The 21,750-nt window shown below is 65.3% G+C and carries 17 protein-coding genes and 2 tRNA genes; 10 read left to right on the top strand and 9 right to left on the bottom strand.

What is annotated here, in order from left to right; translation table 11 throughout:
- Positions 1 to 227 precede the first annotated feature (227 nt).
- Together G6N77_RS05805 and ilvD are read right to left on the bottom strand one after the other, a co-directional pair.
- Complete coding sequence (locus G6N77_RS05805; protein ID WP_165181088.1) at positions 228 to 1,157, bottom strand: hypothetical protein; 930 nt, start codon at positions 1,155 to 1,157, stop codon at positions 228 to 230.
- A gap of 72 nt (positions 1,158 to 1,229) precedes the next feature.
- The gene (gene ilvD, locus G6N77_RS05800; protein WP_240901719.1) at positions 1,230 to 2,993 is read right to left on the bottom strand and encodes a dihydroxy-acid dehydratase; all 1,764 of its coding nucleotides are present in this window, start codon (positions 2,991 to 2,993) and stop codon (positions 1,230 to 1,232) included.
- Between the two features lie 250 nt (positions 2,994 to 3,243).
- Here ilvD and G6N77_RS05795 point away from each other — a divergent pair.
- Together G6N77_RS05795 and bcp are read left to right on the top strand one after the other, a co-directional pair.
- Positions 3,244 to 3,316 (top strand) — tRNA-Lys (locus G6N77_RS05795).
- A 187-nt stretch (positions 3,317 to 3,503) separates the two neighbouring features.
- Positions 3,504 to 3,980, top strand: coding sequence for a thioredoxin-dependent thiol peroxidase (gene bcp / locus G6N77_RS05790; RefSeq protein WP_165181087.1), 477 nt, complete (start codon positions 3,504 to 3,506; stop codon positions 3,978 to 3,980).
- Positions 3,981 to 4,031: 51 nt separating this feature from the next.
- Here the strand turns inward: bcp and G6N77_RS05785 are convergent.
- Positions 4,032 to 4,113 (bottom strand) — tRNA-Leu (locus tag G6N77_RS05785).
- 176 nt (positions 4,114 to 4,289) lie between these two features.
- Here G6N77_RS05785 and G6N77_RS05780 point away from each other — a divergent pair.
- The 3 genes from G6N77_RS05780 to G6N77_RS05770 all read left to right on the top strand — a co-directional run bounded on the left by G6N77_RS05780 (position 4,290) and on the right by G6N77_RS05770 (position 10,914).
- On the top strand, positions 4,290 to 5,978 hold the full coding sequence (locus G6N77_RS05780; protein ID WP_165181086.1) for an ABC transporter substrate-binding protein: 1,689 nt from the start codon (positions 4,290 to 4,292) through the stop codon (positions 5,976 to 5,978).
- A gap of 93 nt (positions 5,979 to 6,071) precedes the next feature.
- Entirely contained in the window at positions 6,072 to 7,571 is a 1,500-nt protein-coding gene (locus G6N77_RS05775) for a malate:quinone oxidoreductase (protein ID WP_165181085.1), read from the top strand.
- A gap of 82 nt (positions 7,572 to 7,653) precedes the next feature.
- Positions 7,654 to 10,914: an efflux RND transporter permease subunit gene (locus G6N77_RS05770; RefSeq protein ID WP_165181084.1), complete on the top strand. Its 3,261-nt coding sequence runs from the start codon at positions 7,654 to 7,656 to the stop codon at positions 10,912 to 10,914.
- 65 nt (positions 10,915 to 10,979) lie between these two features.
- Here the strand turns inward: G6N77_RS05770 and G6N77_RS05765 are convergent, their stop codons facing one another.
- Complete coding sequence (locus G6N77_RS05765; protein ID WP_165181083.1) at positions 10,980 to 11,633, bottom strand: hypothetical protein; 654 nt, start codon at positions 11,631 to 11,633, stop codon at positions 10,980 to 10,982.
- A 435-nt stretch (positions 11,634 to 12,068) separates the two neighbouring features.
- Positions 12,069 to 13,535, bottom strand: a complete 1,467-nt coding sequence (locus G6N77_RS05760; RefSeq protein ID WP_165181082.1) for an MFS transporter — start codon at positions 13,533 to 13,535, stop codon at positions 12,069 to 12,071.
- A gap of 190 nt (positions 13,536 to 13,725) precedes the next feature.
- On the opposite strand from G6N77_RS05760, the gene G6N77_RS05755 reads away from it, so the two are divergent.
- The gene (locus G6N77_RS05755; protein ID WP_165181081.1) at positions 13,726 to 14,856 is read left to right on the top strand and encodes an LLM class flavin-dependent oxidoreductase; all 1,131 of its coding nucleotides are present in this window, start codon (positions 13,726 to 13,728) and stop codon (positions 14,854 to 14,856) included.
- Entirely contained in the window at positions 14,853 to 15,335 is a 483-nt protein-coding gene (locus G6N77_RS05750) for a MarR family winged helix-turn-helix transcriptional regulator (RefSeq protein ID WP_165181080.1), read from the top strand. Before G6N77_RS05755 ends, G6N77_RS05750 begins: the two co-directional genes overlap by 4 nt.
- Here the strand turns inward: G6N77_RS05750 and G6N77_RS05745 are convergent.
- On the bottom strand, positions 15,310 to 15,882 hold the full coding sequence (locus G6N77_RS05745) for a hypothetical protein (protein ID WP_165181079.1): 573 nt from the start codon (positions 15,880 to 15,882) through the stop codon (positions 15,310 to 15,312). The genes G6N77_RS05750 and G6N77_RS05745 overlap by 26 nt on opposite strands.
- A gap of 405 nt (positions 15,883 to 16,287) precedes the next feature.
- Positions 16,288 to 16,773: a hypothetical protein gene (locus G6N77_RS20290; RefSeq protein WP_165181078.1), complete on the bottom strand. Its 486-nt coding sequence runs from the start codon at positions 16,771 to 16,773 to the stop codon at positions 16,288 to 16,290.
- Between G6N77_RS20290 and G6N77_RS20285 the strand changes: the two genes are divergently transcribed.
- Entirely contained in the window at positions 16,730 to 17,176 is a 447-nt protein-coding gene (locus G6N77_RS20285; RefSeq protein WP_306986949.1) for a DUF6318 family protein, read from the top strand. The genes G6N77_RS20290 and G6N77_RS20285 overlap by 44 nt on opposite strands.
- Positions 17,177 to 17,327: 151 nt before the next feature.
- Positions 17,328 to 18,080, top strand: coding sequence for a PKD domain-containing protein (locus G6N77_RS05730; RefSeq protein ID WP_205678036.1), 753 nt, complete (start codon positions 17,328 to 17,330; stop codon positions 18,078 to 18,080).
- 305 nt (positions 18,081 to 18,385) lie between these two features.
- On the opposite strand, the gene G6N77_RS05725 is transcribed toward G6N77_RS05730, so the two are convergent.
- Positions 18,386 to 19,510 (bottom strand): GuaB3 family IMP dehydrogenase-related protein, encoded by a 1,125-nt coding sequence (locus tag G6N77_RS05725; RefSeq protein ID WP_165181076.1) that lies wholly within the window; start codon positions 19,508 to 19,510, stop codon positions 18,386 to 18,388.
- Between the two features lie 57 nt (positions 19,511 to 19,567).
- Positions 19,568 to 20,659, bottom strand: a complete 1,092-nt coding sequence (locus G6N77_RS05720) for a BtrH N-terminal domain-containing protein (RefSeq protein ID WP_165181075.1) — start codon at positions 20,657 to 20,659, stop codon at positions 19,568 to 19,570.
- A 419-nt stretch (positions 20,660 to 21,078) separates the two neighbouring features.
- Here G6N77_RS05720 and G6N77_RS05715 point away from each other — a divergent pair, with 419 nt between their 5' ends.
- The gene (locus tag G6N77_RS05715) at positions 21,079 to 21,696 is read left to right on the top strand and encodes a hypothetical protein (protein WP_165181074.1); all 618 of its coding nucleotides are present in this window, start codon (positions 21,079 to 21,081) and stop codon (positions 21,694 to 21,696) included.
- Positions 21,697 to 21,750: the final 54 nt, after the last annotated feature.

The following is a 21,750-nucleotide window of genomic DNA, read 5'->3' as shown; positions in this document are numbered from 1 at the left end:
TTGCGAGTTGCCGCTGGTGGTGGAAACAAAAAAACCCCTCAGCCGGAAGGCTCTCATCGAGGGGTTTGCACGTGCTGCGACGTTCTCTTCACTTGTTAGTTAGAGGGTCATGGCCTGGTGCGGCCACTTTGCGTCACGCGCTAGCTAATGACGACTACGAGGTTCAGTTGCATACCTGTAGTCTCCCGTTTTCCGCTCCGGGGTGTCAAACAGCCCGCGCCGTCATCTCACAATGTGGACGCATGGTCCACTCTGTGGTCAATGCCGTTCCCTCCTTCCGTCGAGCCGGGTTTGCCCGGGTTGCCGGCACCCAGTCTTTGCAGGCTGGGATGGGCAGACACTGCCTCCACGCCGTGCGTGGCAAGAACTGTGAACAAGGCCGCCGAGGGCACATGCTCTCCGCTTAGCATCAGGGGCGAGGTGGAACCGTACTGGGTGATCAGGGACCAGTTATCTATTTCCGGATATACGGCCGTCACGGCGGAGAAATAAAAACTCAGCCACTGCCCGCCCACCTGGCACAGAAGGCGCTGGTTGCCCACAACCAGCCTGCAAGGCTGCCGTTCGCGCCACTGGACGGCCGCCTGCCTGTTGGCGGCGTTCCGCTTGGCTGCGTTCGACATGGCAGTGAGGCCCAGTCCGGCCAGGACAAAGGCCGGCCTGCCGAAATAAATCCCTGAGGTTTGGGTGAAAGTGACGTCCATGCCGTAGTGACGTGCATAGTCGGCAGGAACATCCATGAAAAAGACTTCGCCGGGGTTCGCCACGACATCCCACACCTGGACGGCCTGTGGCGCTTCCCCCCGCAGGAGACATGAGCGCAGATGACGCGCTTGCGCCCAGGACCGGGCGGAACTGTCATGCCGTTGCGCCACCACGGCTTCCGACTTGGTGAAATGGCCGTTTTCCCGGCGCCAGTGGCGGAAGGCGCGGTGACCGTTGATGGCTGCACGCACCAGTGCGGCAAGAGGGCCGGCAATGGCCACCAAATAAAGTGCCAACTCCGCCAAAGGCCGCCAGATCCCCGGGTTCCCACTGCCCGCACCCTGCACCAGCAACCACGCGGCGAACATTGCCCCCAGATAGATCAGAGGTGCTGCGGCAAGCGGCACCGCCCATTTCAGATGCCGCTCGAGCCGTGTCGGTGTACTGCGCATAGTTGCCCCCAGGTGCAATGGTTTCCCTGCGAGCATATCCAAGCAGGGCCGGGGCGCCTGTAACAATCTGGATTAGCCGCAATAAGCTCCCGTCGAAGCGCTGTTGACCAGCTTCGCATACTTGGCCAGCACGCCGGAGGTGAACTTGGGCGGAAGCGGTGCCCAGCCCTCCCGGCGCCCGGCCAGTTCAGCGTCATCCACCAGCAGGTCAAAGGTGCGTGCGGCGATGTCCACGCGGATCACGTCCCCGTCCCGCACGAATGCAATGGGGCCGCCGTCCACGGCCTCCGGGGCGACGTGGCCGATGCACAGCCCCGTGGTGCCGCCGGAGAAGCGCCCGTCGGTGAGCAGCAGCACGTCCTTGCCGAGGCCGGCCCCCTTGATGGCGCCGGTGATGGCAAGCATCTCGCGCATGCCAGGCCCGCCCTTGGGACCCTCATAACGGATGACGACGACGTCGCCGGCGTGGATTTCGCCGTTGTCGAGGGCGTCCAGGGCACCCTGCTCACGCTCAAACACCCGGGCGGTGCCTTCAAAGACATCCAGATCGAAGCCCGCACTCTTCACGACGGCGCCTTCGGGGGCCATGGAGCCGTGCAGGATGGTGATGCCGCCTGTCTTGTGGATCGGGTTGTCCAGGGCGCGCAACACCTTCCCGTCGGGATCCGGCGGATTGATGTCCGCCAGGTTTTCGGCAACCGTCCTGCCCGTGACGGTGAGGCAGTCGCCGTGGAGAAGGCCGGCGTCGAGCAATGCCTTCATGATGACGGGCACCCCGCCGATCTTGTCGACGTCGAACATGACATACCGGCCAAACGGCTTGAGGTCGCCCAGGTGCGGGATTTTGTCTCCGATGCGGTTGAAGTCGTGCAATGTCAGGTCAACGTTGGCCTCGCGGGCAATGGCGAGCAGGTGCAGCACCGCGTTGGTGGAGCCGCCGAAGGCCATGGTGACGGCGATGGCGTTCTCAAAGGCCTTCTTCGTCATGATGTCCCGGGCGCGGATGCCCAGGCGCAACAGATTGACCACCGCCTCCCCGGACTGGCGGGCAAACATGTCCCGGCGGCGGTCGGCGCTTGGCGGGGCGGCCGAACCGGGAAGCGACATGCCCAGCGCCTCCCCGATGCAGGCCATGGTGTTGGCGGTGTACATGCCGCCGCAGGCACCTTCGCCGGGGCAGATGGCCCGCTCAATGGAATCGAGGTCCTTCATGCTCATCTTGCCGGCTGCGCACGCACCAACGGCTTCGAAGGCGTCGATGAGCGTGACTTCCTTCTCCGTGCCGTCCTCGAGCTTGGCAAATCCGGGCATGATGGAGCCTGCATAAAGGAAGACGCTGGCCAGGTTCAGCCGGGCGGCAGCCATGAGCATGCCGGGCAGCGACTTGTCACAGCCCGCCAGCAGCACGGAGCCGTCCAGGCGTTCGGCCATCATGACCGTTTCAACGGAGTCGGCGATGACTTCACGCGAAACCAGGGAAAAGTGCATGCCCTCGTGGCCCATGGAAATGCCGTCGGAGACGGAGATGGTGCCGAACTGCATGGGGTAGCCGCCCGCTGCGAACACGCCTTCCTTGGAGCCCTGTGCCAGCCGGTTCAGGGACAGGTTGCAGGGGGTTATTTCGTTCCAGGAACTGGCCACGCCAATCTGCGGCTTGGAAAAGTCGTCGTCGCCCATGCCCAGGGCACGGAACATGCCCCGTGCAGGCGAGGCGTGGATGCCGTCGGTCACCACGCGGCTGCGTGGCTTGATGTCCGGGCTGCCGTCGGCGTTGCGGACAAGTGCTGATGCCTTGTCCACTGACGCCCTGTCTGGTGAATTGGTCTCGACGCTCATGTTCGCCAGTCTATGACCGGAATGCGACGCAGGCCACAGAATCCGCGCGCCCGCCGCCGCCCAGCCGCCCCGCGGACCAATTTTGCCGCCAAAACCCACGTGATTCCGGGGCTTTTCGCGGCAGCGGGTGTGATCTGCACCGCAAACGCCACTTTGGATTTCACACTCATGCAAAAACCATGTAATGTTTCATGTCGTTGCGGGGAACACAACGGACACAAACCGGGGTGGTTCACTGCAGCGCCAAGATGCACCTCTAGCTCAATTGGCAGAGCAATTGACTCTTAATCAATGGGTTTCGGGTTCAAGTCCCGAGGGGTGCACAGAGAAAAGCCGCTCCAACACTGGCAACAGCCGGTGTTGGAGCGGTTTTTTTTATAGCCTCGAATCGGCCCAACTGGCTATTAGCTGCCACTTTATTCCGTGACCACGCCCCCGTGGATTCTGGCCTAGGCTGGAACAAACACCACCATTTGGCGCCGCACGGCGGCGCCCGCAAGGAGTTCCGACGTGAGTGACCGTCTTGTCCCCGGCGATGCCGCCCCCAACTTCACCCTCCCCAACGCCGCAGGCGGGAGCACCTCTCTGAAGGACTTCGCCGACAGCTTGGTGGTGGTCTACTTTTACCCGGCCGCCTCCACGCCCGCCTGCACCCAGCAGGCCTGCGATTTCCGCGACAACCTGGCCTCGCTGAAATCGGCCGGGTACCAGGTGGTGGGGATCTCCCCCGACCCCGTTGCCAAGCTGGCCACGTTCGCGGCGGCACAGGATCTCCCGTTCCCGCTGCTGGCCGACGAGGACCACGCCGTGGCCGAAGCCTATGCGGCATGGGGGGAGAAAAAGAACTACGGCAGGACCTACCAGGGGCTGATCCGTTCCACGATTGTGGTGGACGGCGCGGGCAAGGTTGCTGTGGCGCAATACAACGTCCGCGCCACCGGCCATGTGGCGAAGTTGCGACGGGACCTGGGCATCGACAAGGCCTAGAACAAGGCCTAGGACGGCGGAGGCCGCAGCCCCGAAGCCCGGTCCAAAGAGTGCGCAAGAGGGGACTTGAACCCCTACGCCCGAAGGCACAGGTACCTAAAACCTGCGTGTCTACCAATTCCACCACTCGCGCGCGGTGCGTCCGCCAAGGAATGAACACCTTGAAAGACCTGCACCATACTACCCGGCCGCGATGCAGCTTGTGACCGCCCGCTGCCAGCGCACCCACCGCGCCTCCCGGGCGTTGCGGGGAAAGTGCCACTAAGATGAGGGGCTGATGGAATTCATCCCCGCAAGGAGAACCACAACGTGCCCACCCCAGCCGGTCCCCGACGCAAGGCAAGCCGCCGCGCTGCCGTGATTGCCGCCGTCGTGCTTCTGGCCGCCACGGGGTGCACTGGGGCGCCGGGCCCCGACCCCTCCAGCACGACGCCGGCCACCACGGCCCCAGCGCCAGTCACCTTCAGCTTCGGCACGGGGGCGGACCCTTCCGGCTTTGACCCGGCACTGGTCTCCGACACGGAGTCGTACCGGGTGACACGGCAGGTGCTCGAGGGCCTGGTCACCATTGACCCGGTGACGGGCGCGCCCGCCCCCAGCCTGGCGACGTCGTGGACCGAACTCGGCAGCGGGCTCGGCTACACATTCAAGCTGCGCAAGGGTGTCACGTTCCAGGACGGTACGCCGTTTGACGCGGCAGCCGTGTGCGCCAACTTCAACCGCTGGTACACCATGCCGGCCGCAACGCGCGGGGACGGGTCCTCGGCCACCTTCAAGCAGGTGTTCCGTGAATTTTCCGACAACGCCGCAAACTCCCTGTACGACCGCTGCACGGTGGACAGTACCCTGGAAGTCACGGTTGGGCTCAAAATGCGCCTGACCGGCTTCCTGCAGGCCCTGACCGTTCCCGCCTTCGCCATCTCCTCCCCCAAGGCACTTCAGCAGGGCACCGCCAACACCCTCAACGAGACCATGGGCGGCAACAAGGTCTCCAAGTACGCCCTCCACCCCGTGGGCACGGGCCCGTTCGAATTCACCTCCTCAGCCAACGGCGTCGTGACAATGACGGCCTACCCCGGCTATTGGGGCACCAAGGGCCAAATCACCACGCTGAAGTTCATTACCTACGACCAGCCCGAAGCGCGCCTGGCCGCCCTCGCCGACGGCACCCTGGACGGCTTCGACCCGGTCACGCCCGGCAACTTTGACAAGCTCATCAAGAGCGGCAAGCAGGTGCTGCAGCGCGACCCGTTCTCCGTCATGTACGTGGCCCTCAACCAGTCCATTCCCGTCCTGGCGGACCTCAAGGTCCGTGAGGCCATTGCGGCGGGCATTGACAAGTCAACCCTGGTGGACAAGTTCTTCATTGCCGGCACCACCGCCACGGCGCAGTTCATCCCGCCCAAGCTCAGCGGTTTCAACAACTCGGTCCAGGGCATCCCGTACGATCCAGTCAAGGCCAAGGCGCTGCTGGCCTCCTCCAGCTACAAGGGGCAGGAGCTGAAATTCTTCTACCCCACCAATGCGTCGCGCCCCTACCTCCCCACGCCCGAAAAGGTGTACGCCGAAATTGCGCGTGAGCTGACGGCCATCGGGCTGAACATCAAGCCAGTGCCCATTGCCTGGAATGACGGCTACGTCCAGGCCGTGACCAAACAGGACGGGCAGGCGCTGAGCCTGATGGGCTGGAACGGCAGCTACGCGGACCCGGACAACTTTGTGGGCCCGCTGTTCGGCTCGGCCAACGCCGGGCTGGGGCTCGAGGACCCGCAGCTGGTTTCGAAAATCACCCGCGCCCGCAGCATGCCCAACGGGCCGGACCGGGTTGCCGCCTATGACGCCATCAACAAGCAGATTGCCGCCACACTGCCCGCCATCCCCATTGCCCTGCCCATCTCCGCCATCGCCCTCTCCGACAAGGTGGCCAGCTATCCTCTCAGCCCCGTCCTCAACGAGGTCTTCAACCACGTCACGCTGACGCCTGGCGCGGGCGGCTAGGGCGTGATGTGACCCACCAGACGTGATTTAAGCATCGCGCCCCCGCCGCGATAGGCTTCTACCGCTAGGAAGAGCCTCTACCCGGAGTTGACTGTGACTTTCATTTCCACCACCAAAGACGCTGACGTTGTCCTCATCGGAGGCGGCATCATGAGCGCCACTTTGGGTGCAATGCTCAAGCAACTCGAACCCACCTGGAACATCGTGCTGTTTGAACAGCTCGACAAACCGGGCCTTGAGTCCTCCAGCCCGTGGAACAACGCCGGCACCGGCCACTCCGCGCTCTGCGAGCTCAACTATTCGCCGATGGCAAAAGACGGCACCGTTGACCCGGCAAAGGCGCTGAACATCAACGAACAGTTCCAGCTCTCGCGCCAATTCTGGGCGCACATGGTCGACAACAACATGGTCGGCTCCCCCAAAGGCTTCATCAACACCGTCCCGCACATGAGCTTCGTGCTGGGCGAGGCGCACAGGAAGTTCCTCAAGGCCCGGCACGCCGCGCTGAGCAACAACCCGCTGTTTGCCTCCATGGAATACTCCGAGGACCCCGCACAGATTGCCGAGTGGGCGCCGCTGGTCATGAAGGGCCGCGACCCCCGTGACGTGGCGACGGCAACCCGTGCGGCCGAGGGCACCGACGTCGACTTTGGTGCGCTCACCCGCGAGCTCATCGCTTACATGGGCGAAAGCGGCGTGGAGGTCAACTACAACACCTCCGTCACGGATGTCCAGCGCACCAGCGGCGGCCAGTGGGACATTTCCACCAAGCACCCGGCCTCCGGCGAACACGGGCAGATCAAGGCCAAGTTTGTCTTCATCGGAGGCGGCGGCGGGGCGCTGCACCTGCTGCAGAAATCGGGCATCCCCGAGGGCAAGGGCTTTGGCGGCTTTCCCGTCTCCGGCCAGTTCTTCCGGTGCACGGATGAAGAACTGGCGTCCCAGCACAGCGCCAAGGTCTACGGCCAGGCGTCAGTTGGCGCCCCGCCCATGTCAGTTCCCCACCTGGACACCCGCTTCGTCGGCGGCAAGCGCTCGCTGCTGTTCGGCCCGTACGGCGGCTTTTCCACCAAGTACCTCAAGACCGGCAGCTACCTTGACCTGCCGGGGTCCATCCGGCCCGGGAACATCATCCCCATGCTGGCCGTGGGCAAGGACAACCTGGACCTGGTGAAGTACCTGGTCAGCGAAGTCACCAAGTCGCACGCCGGCAAGGTGGAGGCCCTGCACGAATACTTCCCCGAGGCGGACGGCAAGGACTGGGAACTCATCACGGCCGGCCAGCGCGTGCAGATCATCAAAAAGGATGCCAAGAAGGGCGGGATCCTGCAGTTCGGCACCGAAGTCATTACCTCGGCCGACGGTTCCATTTCCGCCCTGCTCGGCGCCTCCCCCGGGGCCTCCACGGCGGTGCCGATCATGCTGCAGCTGCTCCAGCGGTGCTTCCCGCGCAAGTTCAAGCGCGAATGGCAGGACTCCCTGCGCGGAATGATGCCAACCTACGGCACCAAGCTCAACGAGAATGCCGAGCTCTTTGAAAAGACACTTGCCTCGACTGCAGCATCCCTGCAGCTGGAGACGGTGGCGGGGTAGGGCGGGCGGACGCCGCCACACGCACCAAAGGCAACACAGGCAGGGCCAGACGGAACCGGCATAACGCAATGGGAGTTTATTGATGTTTCGTTTGGCACGGCTGTCCCTGGGAAACCGGGCACTCATTGCACTCATCACCATCTTCGCGGTGGTTTTCGGGGTGATCACCCTCGGCTCCCTCAAGCAGGAGCTCATCCCGTCCATCGAATTTCCGCAAATTACGGTGGTCTCGGCAATGCCGGGCGCTTCGCCCGAGGTGGTTGACAAGCAGGTAAGCGCACCGCTGGAAGCCGCGCTGAACGCCGTCGAGGGCCTGGAATCAAGCACGTCCACCTCGCGCAGCGGCGTCTCCACGATCAACTTGGCCTTCACCTACGGCACCAACCTGGACCGTGCCCGGAACCAGATTGACCGTGCCATTTCCACCGTCAGCACCACGCTGCCCTCCGGCGTCACCCCGCAGCCGATTGCCGGCTCCATCGCTGACTTCCCCATAGTTTTCCTGGCAGTCTCCTCAAACCAGGACCTCGCCGCCCTCAACACCAACCTGCAGCGGCTGGCCGTGCCGGCCCTGATGAAAATCGACGGCGTGCGAAGCGCCGACGTCACGGGCGCCAACTCCCAGCACATCGCCATCCTGCCCGATCCCGCCAAGATGGCCGCCGCGGGCGTCAATCCCGGCTCCATCACTGCGGCGCTGAAGAACAACGGCCCACTAATTCCCGTCGGATCCCTGAGCAATGACGGGCTGACACTCCCCGTCCAGGCAGGCAGCCCCGTTGATTCGCTGGACACCATCAAGGCCCTCCCGCTGGCCGGCAGCAAGGCCGCCGCCGCGCCCACCATCGGCCAGGTGGCCAGCGTTGCCCTGGCGGACGACACCACCACCTCGATCACCCGCACCAACGGCGTGGCCACGCTGGCACTGTCCATCACGAAAAAGCCGGACGCGGACACTGTGGGGCTGTCCAAGCAGATCAACGCCCAGCTGCCGCAAATCGAGGCATCACTGGGCCACCAGACAAAGTTCACCACCGTCCTGGACCAGGCCCCGTTCATTGAAAAGTCCATAAGCGACCTCACCCAGGAGGGGTTGCTGGGACTGGGCTTCGCCGTCGTCGTGATCTTGATCTTCCTGCTCTCGGCGCGCTCCACGCTTGTCACCGCCATCTCCATCCCGCTGTCCCTGCTGGTGACCTTCATTGGGCTCTGGGCCACGGGGTATTCGCTGAACATCCTGACCCTCGGCGCGCTGACCATCGCCATTGGCCGGGTGGTGGACGACTCCATTGTGGTCATTGAAAACATCAAGCGGCACATGAGCTACGGGGAGGACAAGAGGGCAGCCATCCTGTCCGCCATCCGCGAGGTGGCGGGTGCCGTTACAGCCTCCACCCTGACCACGGTGGCCGTTTTCCTCCCCATTGCCTTCGTGGGCAGCCTGGCCGGGGAGCTGTTCCGCCCGTTCGCGCTCACCGTCACCTTTGCGCTGCTGGCTTCCCTGCTGGTGTCGCTGACCATTGTGCCTGTGCTCGCCTACTGGTTCCTGAAGGGCACCTCCCACACGGACGAAGCCGGCGCCCCCTTGGGCGGCCAGGCCCTGCTTCGCGTGGTGGAGGCCAAGGAGCGGTCCTCGTGGCTGCAGCGCGGCTACCTGCCCGTCCTCGCCAAGACCCAGAAGCACCCCGTCTACACGCTCATTGCCGGCGTCATCATCCTCGGGGCCACCCTCGCCATGACGCCGCTGCTGCCCACCAATCTGCTCGGCGACACCGGCCAGAACAGCATGTCCGTCAAGCAGGCCATGCCGCCGGGCACCAGCCTGGCCGTGACCGATGCGGCCGCGAAGAAGGTTGAGGCGAAGCTCAAGGGCATCACCGGCATCCAGGACGTCCAGGTCACCATCGGCAACAGCTCCGGCGGCTTCTCGGCCCTGCTGTCCTCCGGGGCGTCCAGCGCCTCCTTCCAGATCATCACGGACCCTGCCGCAGACCAGGTCAAGCTCCAGGACACCGTCCGGGCCGCCATCGCCACCATCAAGGATGCTGGCAGCATTTCCCTCGGTGCCAGCGGAGGCGGCTTTGGCACCTCAAGCTCGGTGGACATCACGGTGAAGGCAAGCACCGGCGTCGAACTTCAACAGGCCTCCGACGCCCTGGTCAAGGCCATGACCGGCGTTCCCGGGGCCCAGTCCGTCTCCAGCAACCTGTCCGCGGCGCAGCCCGTGGTCCAGGTGAGCGTGGACCGCGCAAAGGCAGTGGCTGCCGGCCTGGACGAATCGCAGATCACGGGACTTTTGGCCGCCACTGTCAGCCCCATCCCGGCCGGCACCGTGCGCATTGACACCACCGACTACAAGGTCCAGGTGGGCACGGGCACCACCTTTGACTCCGTTGCCGCACTGGCCGATGCGAAGATTCCCACCCCCGCGGGCCTGGTGCCGCTTTCAGCGGTGGCCACCGTAAAGCAGGTGGACACGCCGCTGACCATCACCTCCTCCAACGGCCAGCGCACGGCCACCGTGTCCGTGGTGCCGGAAGCCAACTCGCTGGGCTCGCTCAGTGCCCAGGTCCAAAAGCGGCTCGACGCTACCAAGCTTCCCGCCGGCACCATTGCCTCCGTGGGCGGTGCGGCCACACAGCAGGCCGATTCATTCAAGCAGCTTGGCCTGGCCATGCTGGCCGCCATCGCCATTGTCTACGTCATCATGGTGGCGACGTTCAAGTCGCTGGTGCAGCCGCTGATCCTTCTCGTGTCCATCCCGTTTGCCGCCACGGGCGCCATTGCGCTGCTGCTCATCACCCGGATCCCGCTGGGCCTGCCGTCGCTGATCGGCATGCTGATGCTGGTGGGCATTGTGGTCACCAACGCCATTGTGCTGATCGACCTGATCAACCAGTACCGGCGCCCTTCCGGCGACAGGCCCGCCATGAACGTGGCAGACGCCATTGAGCACGGCGCCCGCCAGCGCCTGCGCCCCATCCTGATGACCGCCCTGGCAACCATATTTGCGCTGACGCCCATGGCGCTGGGCGTGACGGGCGGCGGCGGGTTCATCTCCCAGCCGCTGGCCGTGGTGGTGGTGGGCGGCCTGGTTTCCTCAACCCTGCTGACGCTGGTCCTGGTCCCGGTGCTGTACCGCCTCGTGGAGGGGCGCAAGGAACGCCGCGAGCTGCTGAAGGCACTCAAGGTGGTGCACAAGCCGGCCGCTTTGCCAGGCGGGGTCCCGGCCGGGGTTCCGGCGGGGGTCCCGGCCGCCGGCCCGGCGGGGGTTCCGGAGTTTCAGGACTGGACCACGGGCGCCATCCCCAAGGTCCGCGGCCGTCGCGCGGCAGCCGACTGACCGGGACCGGACGGGGCTGCCCTTGCTGCTTCCACTTGTTGATGCGGTAGGAGTTGGCGAGCAGTTCAAGCGTGCCGGGATTCGCATCCCAGTAGCTCTTGTGGCCGCTGATCCCCATTCGTTGCGGGGTTCCCCACGGGGTGACGGAAAAAAAGGGTTGACGGCTTGGATCTCATCCCCGGCGGCCGTCTTGCAGCTGAATTGCACCACCAGGCCATCCCGCGGCGGAACTCGCGGGTTTCCGGGGTGCTTGACTGGAAGTCGGAGACACATTTGTGGCCCACCAAGTACTTCGGGAGTTCGGCTGCGGGGGTGGCTGCAAGTTTCTCCTGCGTGGCCGCAATGGCCGCCTTTACCTTGGCCGGGTCGCTGCCGTACTTGCCCTCGTCGGTTTCGGCAAAAAACGCAAAGGCCATGGAAATTCCGTCGGCGTCCTTCTCTTCAGTGCCCTGGGCCACCTGCTGCATCGTCTTCCCCGTTTCCGGATCGGTGGTGATGCCGAACATGTTGTCATTGCTCCATGACGAAAGGTGCTGGAAGGACGACTCCCCCGTCACAAACTTCCCGAACTTCGGATCCCCGTCCGCCGGGACGTTGCTGGGCCCGTTCAGCGCAATCCAGCCCGCGGGAAGCGCCACCGCGCCGGCCGGAATGCCCGCAGCGGCCCCTGTCTCCTGGCCGGCCGAAGTTGCTTCCGGACTTGATTCTGCCGGCGGCATGCCCAACGCCGGCGGCGCACCCTGCTCCGATTATGCCGCGACCGCCGTGGGCCCGGGCTTGCCATTGGCCACAAACTGGGTGAATGCGGGGATAGCCCAAACAGACACGGCGACCAGGGCAAGCACCATCACGGCTGCAACGGGGCCCGGGACGCTGAAGAGGGTCTTGCGGTTGGACGGCCCCGGCTGGGGTGCGGGCGCACCGGGAACGGGATCGTTGCAAGGGGTCGGTGTGCCCCGTTGAAATTGCTCACAAAGGTGCCTTTCAGAGGGTTTGCGCAGCCAGGGAATCCAAGAAACTGACAAGTTCCCCACGTGCTTGGGGACCGGTGGTCATGTGCGCCACTTGAAAGATTAACCGAGCACCTCCCCCGCGCAGACCGTCTTCCGGCGTGTCTGTGAGGTAATTCTCCAATTGAAGGACTAAGTACCCTTTCAGGCCGGAAGGGTGGCTCCGAAGGCCAGTTTCGGCACAAAATAGAGCGCCGTGGCCGCAACCAGCGCAGTGACTCCGCACACCGTCCACACCAGCATGTAGCCTGCCAAAGGGGCCGCCGTGCTGCCCGCGCCAGCCGTCAGGGACCCCAGCGCCGATCCGGCCAGGGCAATGCCAAACACGCACGAGGCGAAGGCGCCGCCCACGGTCTTGGTGGCATTGGTCAGGCCGGTGGCCATGCCCGTCTTTGTCAGCGGCGCCGCCGCCGCGGCGGCAGAGGGCAGGGCCGCCACCAGGGCGCCGCTGCCAATACCGGCGATTCCCATGTTTACCAGCACCTGCACCATGGAACCGTGCAGCGGCAGGAACATCAGGTACCCCAACGCCACCAGGAGGGCAGCGCCGATCAAGGTGACCCGCGGCGTGGTCCATTTGGCCACGGCCGGGAACAACAGCGCACCCACCAGCAGGCCCAGGACGTAAACTCCGATCAGCACGGACACCAGGGACGAACTGGCACCCAGCCCATAGCCGACGTCGTGCGGGTTGGTGCGGGCAAATGTGGACAAGGGCGCCTGCGCCCCGAGGACGGAAACCCCAAACAGGAAGGCCGTCAGCTGCACCGGCCACATGCTGGGCTGGCGCAGCAGCCGAATGTCCACGAGCGGGTCCCGGTGGCCCAGCTCGTACCGGGTGAACGGCACCAGCGCCAGAACGCCAAGCACCACCGCGCCCCACGCCCACCAGGTGCCCGGGCCGTTGATGCGCATGAACGTCAGCCCCGCGGTAATCAACAGCAACCCGGTCGACAGCAGCACCAGCCCGGTGGTGTCGATCCGCCCGCCCGTCCGGCTGGCCGATTCAGGCACCCAAAGGAGGATCACAAAGAAGCACAGGGTGACGGCGATGGCGGGGATGAGGAGTGTCAGCCACAACCGTCCGGGCAGGGCGCCGCCAATGAAGCCGCCCGCCAGGGCCCCAACAATGACGCCGAATTCCAGGCCGGCCACGAGGATGCCGGCTGCTTTGCGGGTCAGTGCGGCGCCGTCGGGCTGGCGGTGGGAGCGGCTGTAGACGAGGGCGATTTCCAGCGGTAGCCACACCACATAAAAGCCCTGCAGCGCCCACGCACCTAGGAAAAGCCAGAAGTTTGGGGCGAAGGCCACACCCCACGAAGCGGCGGCCGTCAGCGCCGTGGAGATCAGCAGTACGCGGCGGTGGCCAATCATGTCGCCCAGCTTCGCCAGCACGGGCACCACCAGGGCGCTGACCATGAGCTGGGCGGCTTCAAACCAGTTGACGTCGGCGTCGCGAATGTGGAGGAAGCGGGCAATGTCGGTCAGCAGCGGCGTGTAGTAGCCCTGCAGGATGCCGCTGGTGAACTCCACGAGGACCAAAAATCCCACCACGGCCATGGCCGCCGGGCCCGCCTGCGCCCTGGCCTGGCTGAGCTTGGGTGAATCCATGAACTGCCCCCGCAATGTGTGAGATCCGTTACTACCGGTTGGCAGAATCCTAGCGCCCGCCGGGGAACTGGACGCAGGCGGGGCGGCAACAGGTTTCGCCCGGGAACATTTTCACGTCCTGCACGGTTGCCGGGTATATTAGATGCAAACGCATATATCTTGGCCACCGGCCCGGAGCAAGGAGCGCACCATGCAGTTCGGAATATTCAGCGTCGGGGACGTCACCATGGACCCCACCACGGGCCGCACGCCCACCGAACACGAACGTCTGAAGGCCATCACCACCATCGCCAAGCACGCCGAGGACGTCGGCATGGACGTGTTTGCCACGGGCGAGCACCACAACCCGCCGTTCTATCCCAGCTCCCCCACCACCATTCTCGGCTACATCGCGGCGCAAACTGAGAGAATCATCCTTTCCACCACCACCACGCTGATCACCACCAACGATCCGGTGAAGATCGCGGAGGATTTCGCCACGCTGCAGCACCTTGCCGAAGGTCGCGTGGACCTGGTGCTGGGCCGCGGCAACACGGCCCCCGTGTACCCCTGGTTTGGCAAGAACAACCAGGATTCCGTGGAGCTGACGGTGGAAAACTACGCCCTGCTGCGGCGCCTGTGGGATGAAGAAGTGGTGAACTGGGAGGGCAAGTTCCGCACGCCGCTGCGCGGCTTCACGGCCACGCCCCGCCCGCTCGACGGCGTTGCCCCGTTTGTATGGCACGGCAGCATCCGCACCCCCCAGGTGGCAGAGATTGCCGCCTACTACGGCGACGGCTTCTTTGCCAACAACATCTTCTGGCCCAAGGAGCACTACCAGCAGCTGATCAACCTGTACCGCGAACGCTACGCGCACTATGGCCACGGCACGCCGGAGCAGGCCATTGTGGGCCTGGGCGGGCAGTTCTTCATCCGGCCCAAATCACAGGACGCCGTGAACGAGTTCCGCCCGTATTTCAACAACGCCCCCGTCTACGGCCACGGCCCGTCCATGGAGGACTTCACCTCGCAGACCCCGCTGACGGTGGGCAGCCCGCAGGAACTCATTGAGAAGACACTCACTTTCCGGGACTACTTTGGCGATTACCAGCGCCAGCTGTTCCTGGTGGACCATGCCGGCCTGCCGCTGAAGACAGTGCTGGAACAGCTGGACCTGTTCGGCTCGGACGTGCTGCCCACACTCCGCGCCGAGTTTGCGGCAAACCGCCCGGCCACAGTCCCGGACGCGCCCACCTTTGCGGCACGCAAGGCGGCCAAGGCAGCGAAGGAGGCGGCCGGCGTCGAGCATTCCGGCGCAGCTGTAGGCGGGGCCGGGGCATGATGTCAGCTGCAGCGCACCGGCGCCTGGCCGCGGAATCCTGGGAATCGCTGTTGCGCGCGCAGGTGGCCGTGATGCGCGAACTCCACAAGGAACCCATTTTCAAGGAGGTGGGCAGCCGGGAGTACGACGTGCTGTTCAACCTCTCCCGCTGCCCCACCGGCTGGCTGCGGCTGAACGAGCTCAATGACAACGTCCTGCTGACCCAGCCCAGCATCTCCCGCCTGGTGGACAGGCTGGAGGAGCGCGGGCTGGTCAGGCGCAAGACGCCCGACGACGACCGCCGGGGCGTGCTGATCGGCCTCACCGAGGCGGGCGCGGCGTTGCAAAAGAAGGTGGGGCGGGCGCATGTGCAAAATATCATGCACGTCATGGAGGAAGGGCTCACCGACGCCGAGATGCAGGTGCTGCTGGAGCTGACGGGAAAGTTGCGTGCCACCGTTGCCGTGCGGGCAGCTACCCCAACACCTTCAGGGAAGTGACCATCCGCTCCACATTGCGATAGCTGGTGGAGCGCATGTGTGCCTGGGCCTCCGTGATGGTGGTGAAGGCCTGCAGCCCGGGCGAGCCGTCGGGTGCACTGGTGAACTGGAGGACGTCCCCGAACATGTAGATGCCCAGCTTGTCCGAGGTTACGGTGTTGTAGACCAGGCAGGCGCGGCCGTCCTGGCCGCCGGCTCTGTCGGTGATGCCGTAGGAGGCGTAAAAGTGTGTGGCGCCCTGAATCAGCCGGTACACAAAACGGGGGTCCACCGTGGTGGTTCCCGTACTGGTGGATGGGATGGCCAGTGGAATGCTCGACAGCACCGTGTAGGGCCGCATGGCTCCGGGCTGGCACGCGCCGCCGAGCCCGGTGATGTGGGTTTGCAGGGTGGCCGTAAGCGTGCCGTCCTGGTCCCGGACTTCCACGTGCAGGGCTGCGGGGTTGGTGCCCGGCACCAGCTGCGTGGTCCAGTCCTGGGGCAGTTCAAAGCTGATGTTTTTGCCCGGGTCCGTGTAGATTTTCCATACCGCGGCCGTGGGCTCCATGGTGGGGCCCGCCGCTGACGGGGTTGCACTGCTTCCCGGCCCGGCGCTGTTGGCGGCAGTCGGCGTCGAGGCGCCTCCTGCCGAAGCGCCTCCTGCCGAGGCCGACGGCGCTGGTGCGGATTGCGTGGCCCCGCCCGCTTGGGGCGCCTGGCTTGGAACGCCGATCGACACACCGCAACCCGTGACGGAAAGCGCGACGGCGAGGGCGGCTGTGGCGACCCGGATTGCGGTGGTTGGGGCATGATTCGCTGGGAAAAATTGGCGTAGTCCCCGTCGAGATGGCATTGGACCTCCTCAGAAATTCCATTCCGATGGTGCCAATGCTAGCCATTTGCGGGGCACCCCTGTGCGCGGCGCGCCCCGCAATGGCTGTGGATAACTTCTGGCGGGTCTGCGTCAAGTCGGCTAACTTGGTACATAGCTGAGCCGGGGACCGCCACGAGGCGGCCCTGGGGGGACTTGGGCGGGGGCTTTTATGACGACGAACATGCGGACCACGGCACACACAGTGCCCTTCCTGTCGGGGCGGGCCGGGTGGCTGTTGGTCCGGCCCGCCGGCACAGCCCGGTTCCGGCTTTCGCGGCCGTCGCGGCCTCCACGGCCTTCACGGCCTTCACGGCCTCCACGGCCTTCACGGCCCGCGGCAGTGGTGGTGGCCGCCGTGGTGGCGGCGTCGCTGTTGCTGCCCGGGTGCTCATCCGCCGCCCCGCCGGTGGCCGGCAGCGGGTCGCCCGGAAAGTGGGCCCCCTCAACGGCCGCCAATGCCGCGCCGACGAATCCGCCGACTACTGTCCCAGCGCCGGCGCCGGCGTACAAGCCGGCCACGGCGGCCGGTCCGGCACAAAACGTGCCCGTCCCCGTACTACCGGCCAAGGCCAAGGAATTCTCCAAGGAAGGCTTGGAAGCCTTCGCCACCTACTGGTACGCCACCCTCGGCTACGCCTTCGAAACCGGAGACGCCGGCCCCATGCTCGCCATCAGCGACCCAGGCTGCAAGCCGTGCAATGCCATGAAAAGTTCCGCCATCGGTGGACACGAAAACGGGCGGTGGATCGTGGGAGGACAAATGGAGGTGCTAACCACGGAGGCTTCATTTGATCCGGCCCCTGGTGGTTCCTACCAAACGATCACCATGGTCCGCCAGTCACAAGTCAAGTACTACCGCGCCGATAAGTCGCTGTCGAAGGACTTGGGAGCGAAATCTTCGGTCGCGGACATTGTCGTCACGAACTACGTCAAAGGGCAATGGATAGCCCAAACTGTCGAACATCTGAAGGGCAGTAGCGGTGAGTAATTCACCCCGCCGGACACCCAACTTACATTTCTTGTTCAGCGTCTTCGCCCTTGTCGTACTGTTCTCCACCGTTGGCCAGCCCGTATGGGCTGACGGAGACTATGAGTTGGATTGGGACGATACGCACATTAAGTCCGGGTCCTGGAATCAGTTGCCCAATGATCCCTCCCACTGGGGGCAACTGCCCTCGGCCGGACCCGTAGATCCCTACATCTACGAATACAGGCTGGCCTGCACAACGGCGGACCAAGCCATCTTCGCCAAATGTGCCGTCAATCTGCCTGCCTGCACGGCCGCGAAAGGTGGCGTTGCTGTGTGGTGGTACCACTCACTCCGAGGAAAGAAGACCCCGGTTTGGGCCTTTGACTCCGGCCCCACCTGCATCTACGACGAAAAGCCCATCGACGTGCTCAAGGAAATCGCCGCGAGGATCGAGCACGAGTTCAAGCAACTCCCCGTCGCCCCCGCCACCATCGGCTCCCAACCCGGACCCCACACCCTGCGCGGAAACAACACCAACTTCTACGCCAACGCCACCGAACAAACCTTCAACATCACCCTCCTGGGCCAAAAAGTCCACATCACCGCCACCACCACCACCTACACCTGGAACTACGGCGACGGCACCACCCTCGGACCCACCCCCAGCCACGGCGCCCCACTACCCGATGACCGCATCGGCGAACAAACCAAAACCAGCCACGCCTACACCACCACCGGCAAATACACCATCACCCTCACCACCCACTACACCGGCACCTACACCGTCAACAACGGCCCCACCCTCCCCATCCCCGGCCAGGTAAACATCCCCTCCCCACCCCTGCACCTCACCGTCTGGCGCGCCATCACCCGCAACTACGCCGACAACTGCAACCAAAACCCCACCGGCACCGGCTGCTAAACCACGCACGCACCAACAACCGGGACAACCACGTGGTGATCTCCAACCTCAACGACGGCAGGACGTGGTGATCTCCAACCTCAACGAAGTCATTGACAGGCCTTACCGGCGGGCGGCGGGCGGCAGCCCGCGAAAGGTGATGCCGCGTCGGCCGAAAACCAGCGAAAAGTGATGAAGCGTCGGTATTCAGGGAGGGCGCAGAAATTATGCGGAGAGAGACCAAAAACGCCCCGGTCCGCACGGAACCGGGGCGCCTGGCCGCAGCCAATCATCGTTTGGCTGGCCACTGGAGAGTTAAAGCAGGACTACGGGGAAACCAGCACCTCAACGCGCTGGAACTCCTTCAGGTCCGAGTAGCCGGTGGTGGCCATCGAACGGCGCAACGCACCGATCAAGTTCGAAGCGCCGTCGGCCGTGTGAGCCGGCCCGTGCAGCACCTCGGCCAGCGTGCCGACCGTGCCCATCTTCACGCGGTGGCCGCGCGGCAGTTCCTGGTGGTGGGCCTCCGCGCCCCAGTGCCAGCCCTGGCCCGGAGCCTCGGCCGCACGCGACAGCGCGGCGCCGAGCATGACGGCGTCAGCTCCCATGGCAATCGCCTTGACAATGTCGCCGCTGGAGCCCATGCCGCCGTCGGCAATCACGTGAACATAGCGCCCGCCGGACTCGTCCATGTAATCGCGCCGGGCGCCCGCAACATCGGAGATGGCACTGGCCATGGGCGAACGGATCCCCAGGGCGCGGCGGGTGGTGGTGGATGCGCCGCCGCCAAAGCCGACCAGCACGCCCGCGGCACCGGTGCGCATCAGGTGCAGCGCCGGTGTGTAGCCGGCGGCCCCGCCGACAATGACAGGCACGTCAAGCTCGTAGATGAACTGCTTCAGGTTGAGCGGCTCAGTTGTCTTGGACACGTGCTCGGCGGAAACGGTGGTGCCGCGGATCACGAAAATGTCCACGCCGGCGGCGACCACGGTCTTGTAGAACTCCTGCGTGCGCCCCGGCGTCAGCGAACCGGCCACGGTGACCCCGGATGCCCGGATGTCCGCCAACCGCTGCGTGATCAGCTCGGGCTGGATCGGGGCGCTGTACAGCTGCTGCATGCGGAGCGTGGATTCCGGGTCCACCACGGATCCTTCAAGCTGGGCGATTTCATCCAGCACCGGCTGCGGGTCCTCATAGCGGGTCCACAGGCCTTCCAGGTCCAGCACGCCGAGGCCCCCCAGCCGGCCCAGCGCAATGGCGGTCTCCGGCGACATGACCGAGTCCATGGGCGCGCCAATGACGGGCGTCTCAAACTGGTAGGCGTCGATCTGCCACTTGACGGACACATCCTTGGGGTCGCGGGTCCTTCGGGAGGGCACGATCGCGATGTCATCCAGTGAATACGCACGGCGTCCACGCTTGCCACGGCCAATCTCAATCTCATAAGTCACGCCCCCTAGCCTATCCCAGCCGGGGCCGCGCCCATCAAAGGCAGGGGCCGGCGAGCGCTAGCTGCCCGTCATCAAGGTGCCCATTGCCAGCCGTGCCGTCCGCTCCTCGGCGTCCGCCAAGGCGGCCACGGTTTCGGACATGGCGGCAAAATCGCCGCCTGCGTCAAGTTCAATCAGTGCCGCCAGCCACGTCCAGTGTGCACCAAGTTTCGGGTACTCCCCCGCCGCTTCCAGCCACCTGGACAGAATGACGCCGTCGCCCGCGTCCGCGAGGGGAGCCGCCTCCCGCAGGAATTGGGCATACAACGGGCGCAGCGCCCCCGGCCCGCTGTACCGCTTTCCGGTCAATTGGCGGTGCAGCATGGACATGGCCCCGGCCCGCCGGTCCGGGTCGGCGAAGATCCGGGCCCAGCCCCGCTTGCCCGACGTGTCCCTCAGCCAGGCTGCCCAGGAACGCATGCCGGCCAAGCCAAAGTTCTTTGCGTACCCCGCCGGAATGCCGGGCGGCGCGCTTTCAGACAGCAGCGCCTCCATGGTCTGGGCCACGGCCCCCCGCAGCACCTGGGGCGTCAGCGCGGCGCCCCCATCCCTGCCCGCATCCACCAACACATGGGCCTGCCAGTGCTTGTCCGCCTTGCGCTTCCCCCGAGCCCCGCCCAGCGCGGCCGCACTGATCCGCTCGAGCCGCCCGCCGCCGTCGTCCACCAGATAGGCGTCCCCGTCGCGGGCCACCACTGCGATGTCCATGGAGTCCATGTCGGCCCAGGGTTCCGCCTCCGCCCAGGGAAGCTGGCCGCGGACCACGCGCACGACGGCGGGTGCCCCCGTTTCCAGTGCTGCGTCCAGTCGCGCCTGGGCTAGCCTGGCGCTGCCTGTCTGCTGGATGGACACGGCGGCTCCGCTGCGGGAGAGCATGTTTTCCACGAACGGCCCGGGATGGAAGCGCATGACAACCGAAGCCGTGGTCACCTCGGTGTACTCAAAGGTGAACAGCATGAAGCCGATCCCGCCGCCCAAGCCAGCCAGCATGGCTTCCGTAAATGGGGCGCCCGTCATTGGATTGATGGTGCCGGACGCCGCGAATACGCGGGTCCACAGCCCCGAGTCCCAGTGGGAATGGGCTGTCCGGGGAGCATAGGCGGGGAGCATGCGTTGATTGTAGCCGGGAAGCTGCGGGCTGGCGGAAGCCACGGAGAGCTGTCCCCATCGCCTGCGCCGGACCGTGAGATGAGGCAGGCCCCTGGACCACATGCACAGCTTTGGGAAGGAACTTCCGCAATGGATTCAGCAGGACGGGCCGCTAGGCGCCGCATTCCGCGGAAGGGCCGGACGCCGTTGGCGTCGGTTGACGCGCCGTTGCAGGCTTCGGTGCAGGCAACCCAGTGGCCGGGCATTTCCCGGGACTTTGGACCGCTGTGACGAAGGACAGGACACCCCGATTGAAGCTGCTTTCCCCTTCGGTGCCGCGGGAGGCATCCAGCCCGGCCGCGGCGGAATACGCCGAACTGCAGGGCAAGGTGGAGCCCCGGCAACGGCGAACGCGTAGAGGTTCACCTATGCTGGAGCCCATGACTGACACCGAATTGCGCATGACCGACCACGAACTGCTCGCGCTGTTGTCCATGACGCCGACGGAATCTGCGGCCACCACGCTGGGCCTTTTCCGGCTGGACCAACACGCCGGCAACGAACTGCTCCACAACGCCGGCCTCACCACGCTGCTGGTTCGCGGACTGGCCGAGGAACAGGGTGGGCGGATCATCCCCGTTGAACGCTGCGCCGTGGTCGGGACAGTGCTTTCTCAAGCCCAGGAATGGCTGGAAATTTCGCTGTCCACGCCGTCCGCGGAGCACGTGCTGTTCATGGCCGGCTCCAACGTTGGCGCCGTGCTGCTGGGGCTGAGCCCCTTCGGCGTGCATGAGATCCAACCCATTGAGTCCGGCCCCGCAATGCTGGCCCTGGGCCTGCATCTGTGCAGTGAATACCTGGTGGGGGCCGCCGAGGGACTGCCCGCCATGGCCACGGTCCGGCGCATTCGAGTGGGCGCCGAGCCCGTCACCGCCCAGCTGGCCGCCGTCGAATCCGGAAACTGGACCCTGCGCACGGGTGGCGAATCCAACCCCGCTGAAGAGGCCGTCTCCGCCGAAACCGCCCTGGACCGGCTCGAAGCAGCCCTCGCCGGGTGACCCCGGCCCGCGCCGGCTGACCCTGCCCGCGCCGAAGTGGCCGGCCCACCGTCG

The organism is Arthrobacter silviterrae (genome assembly GCF_011045165.1).
Taxonomy (GTDB): domain Bacteria; phylum Actinomycetota; class Actinomycetes; order Actinomycetales; family Micrococcaceae; genus Specibacter; species Specibacter silviterrae.
This window is presented reverse-complemented; position numbering and strand designations above follow the sequence as displayed.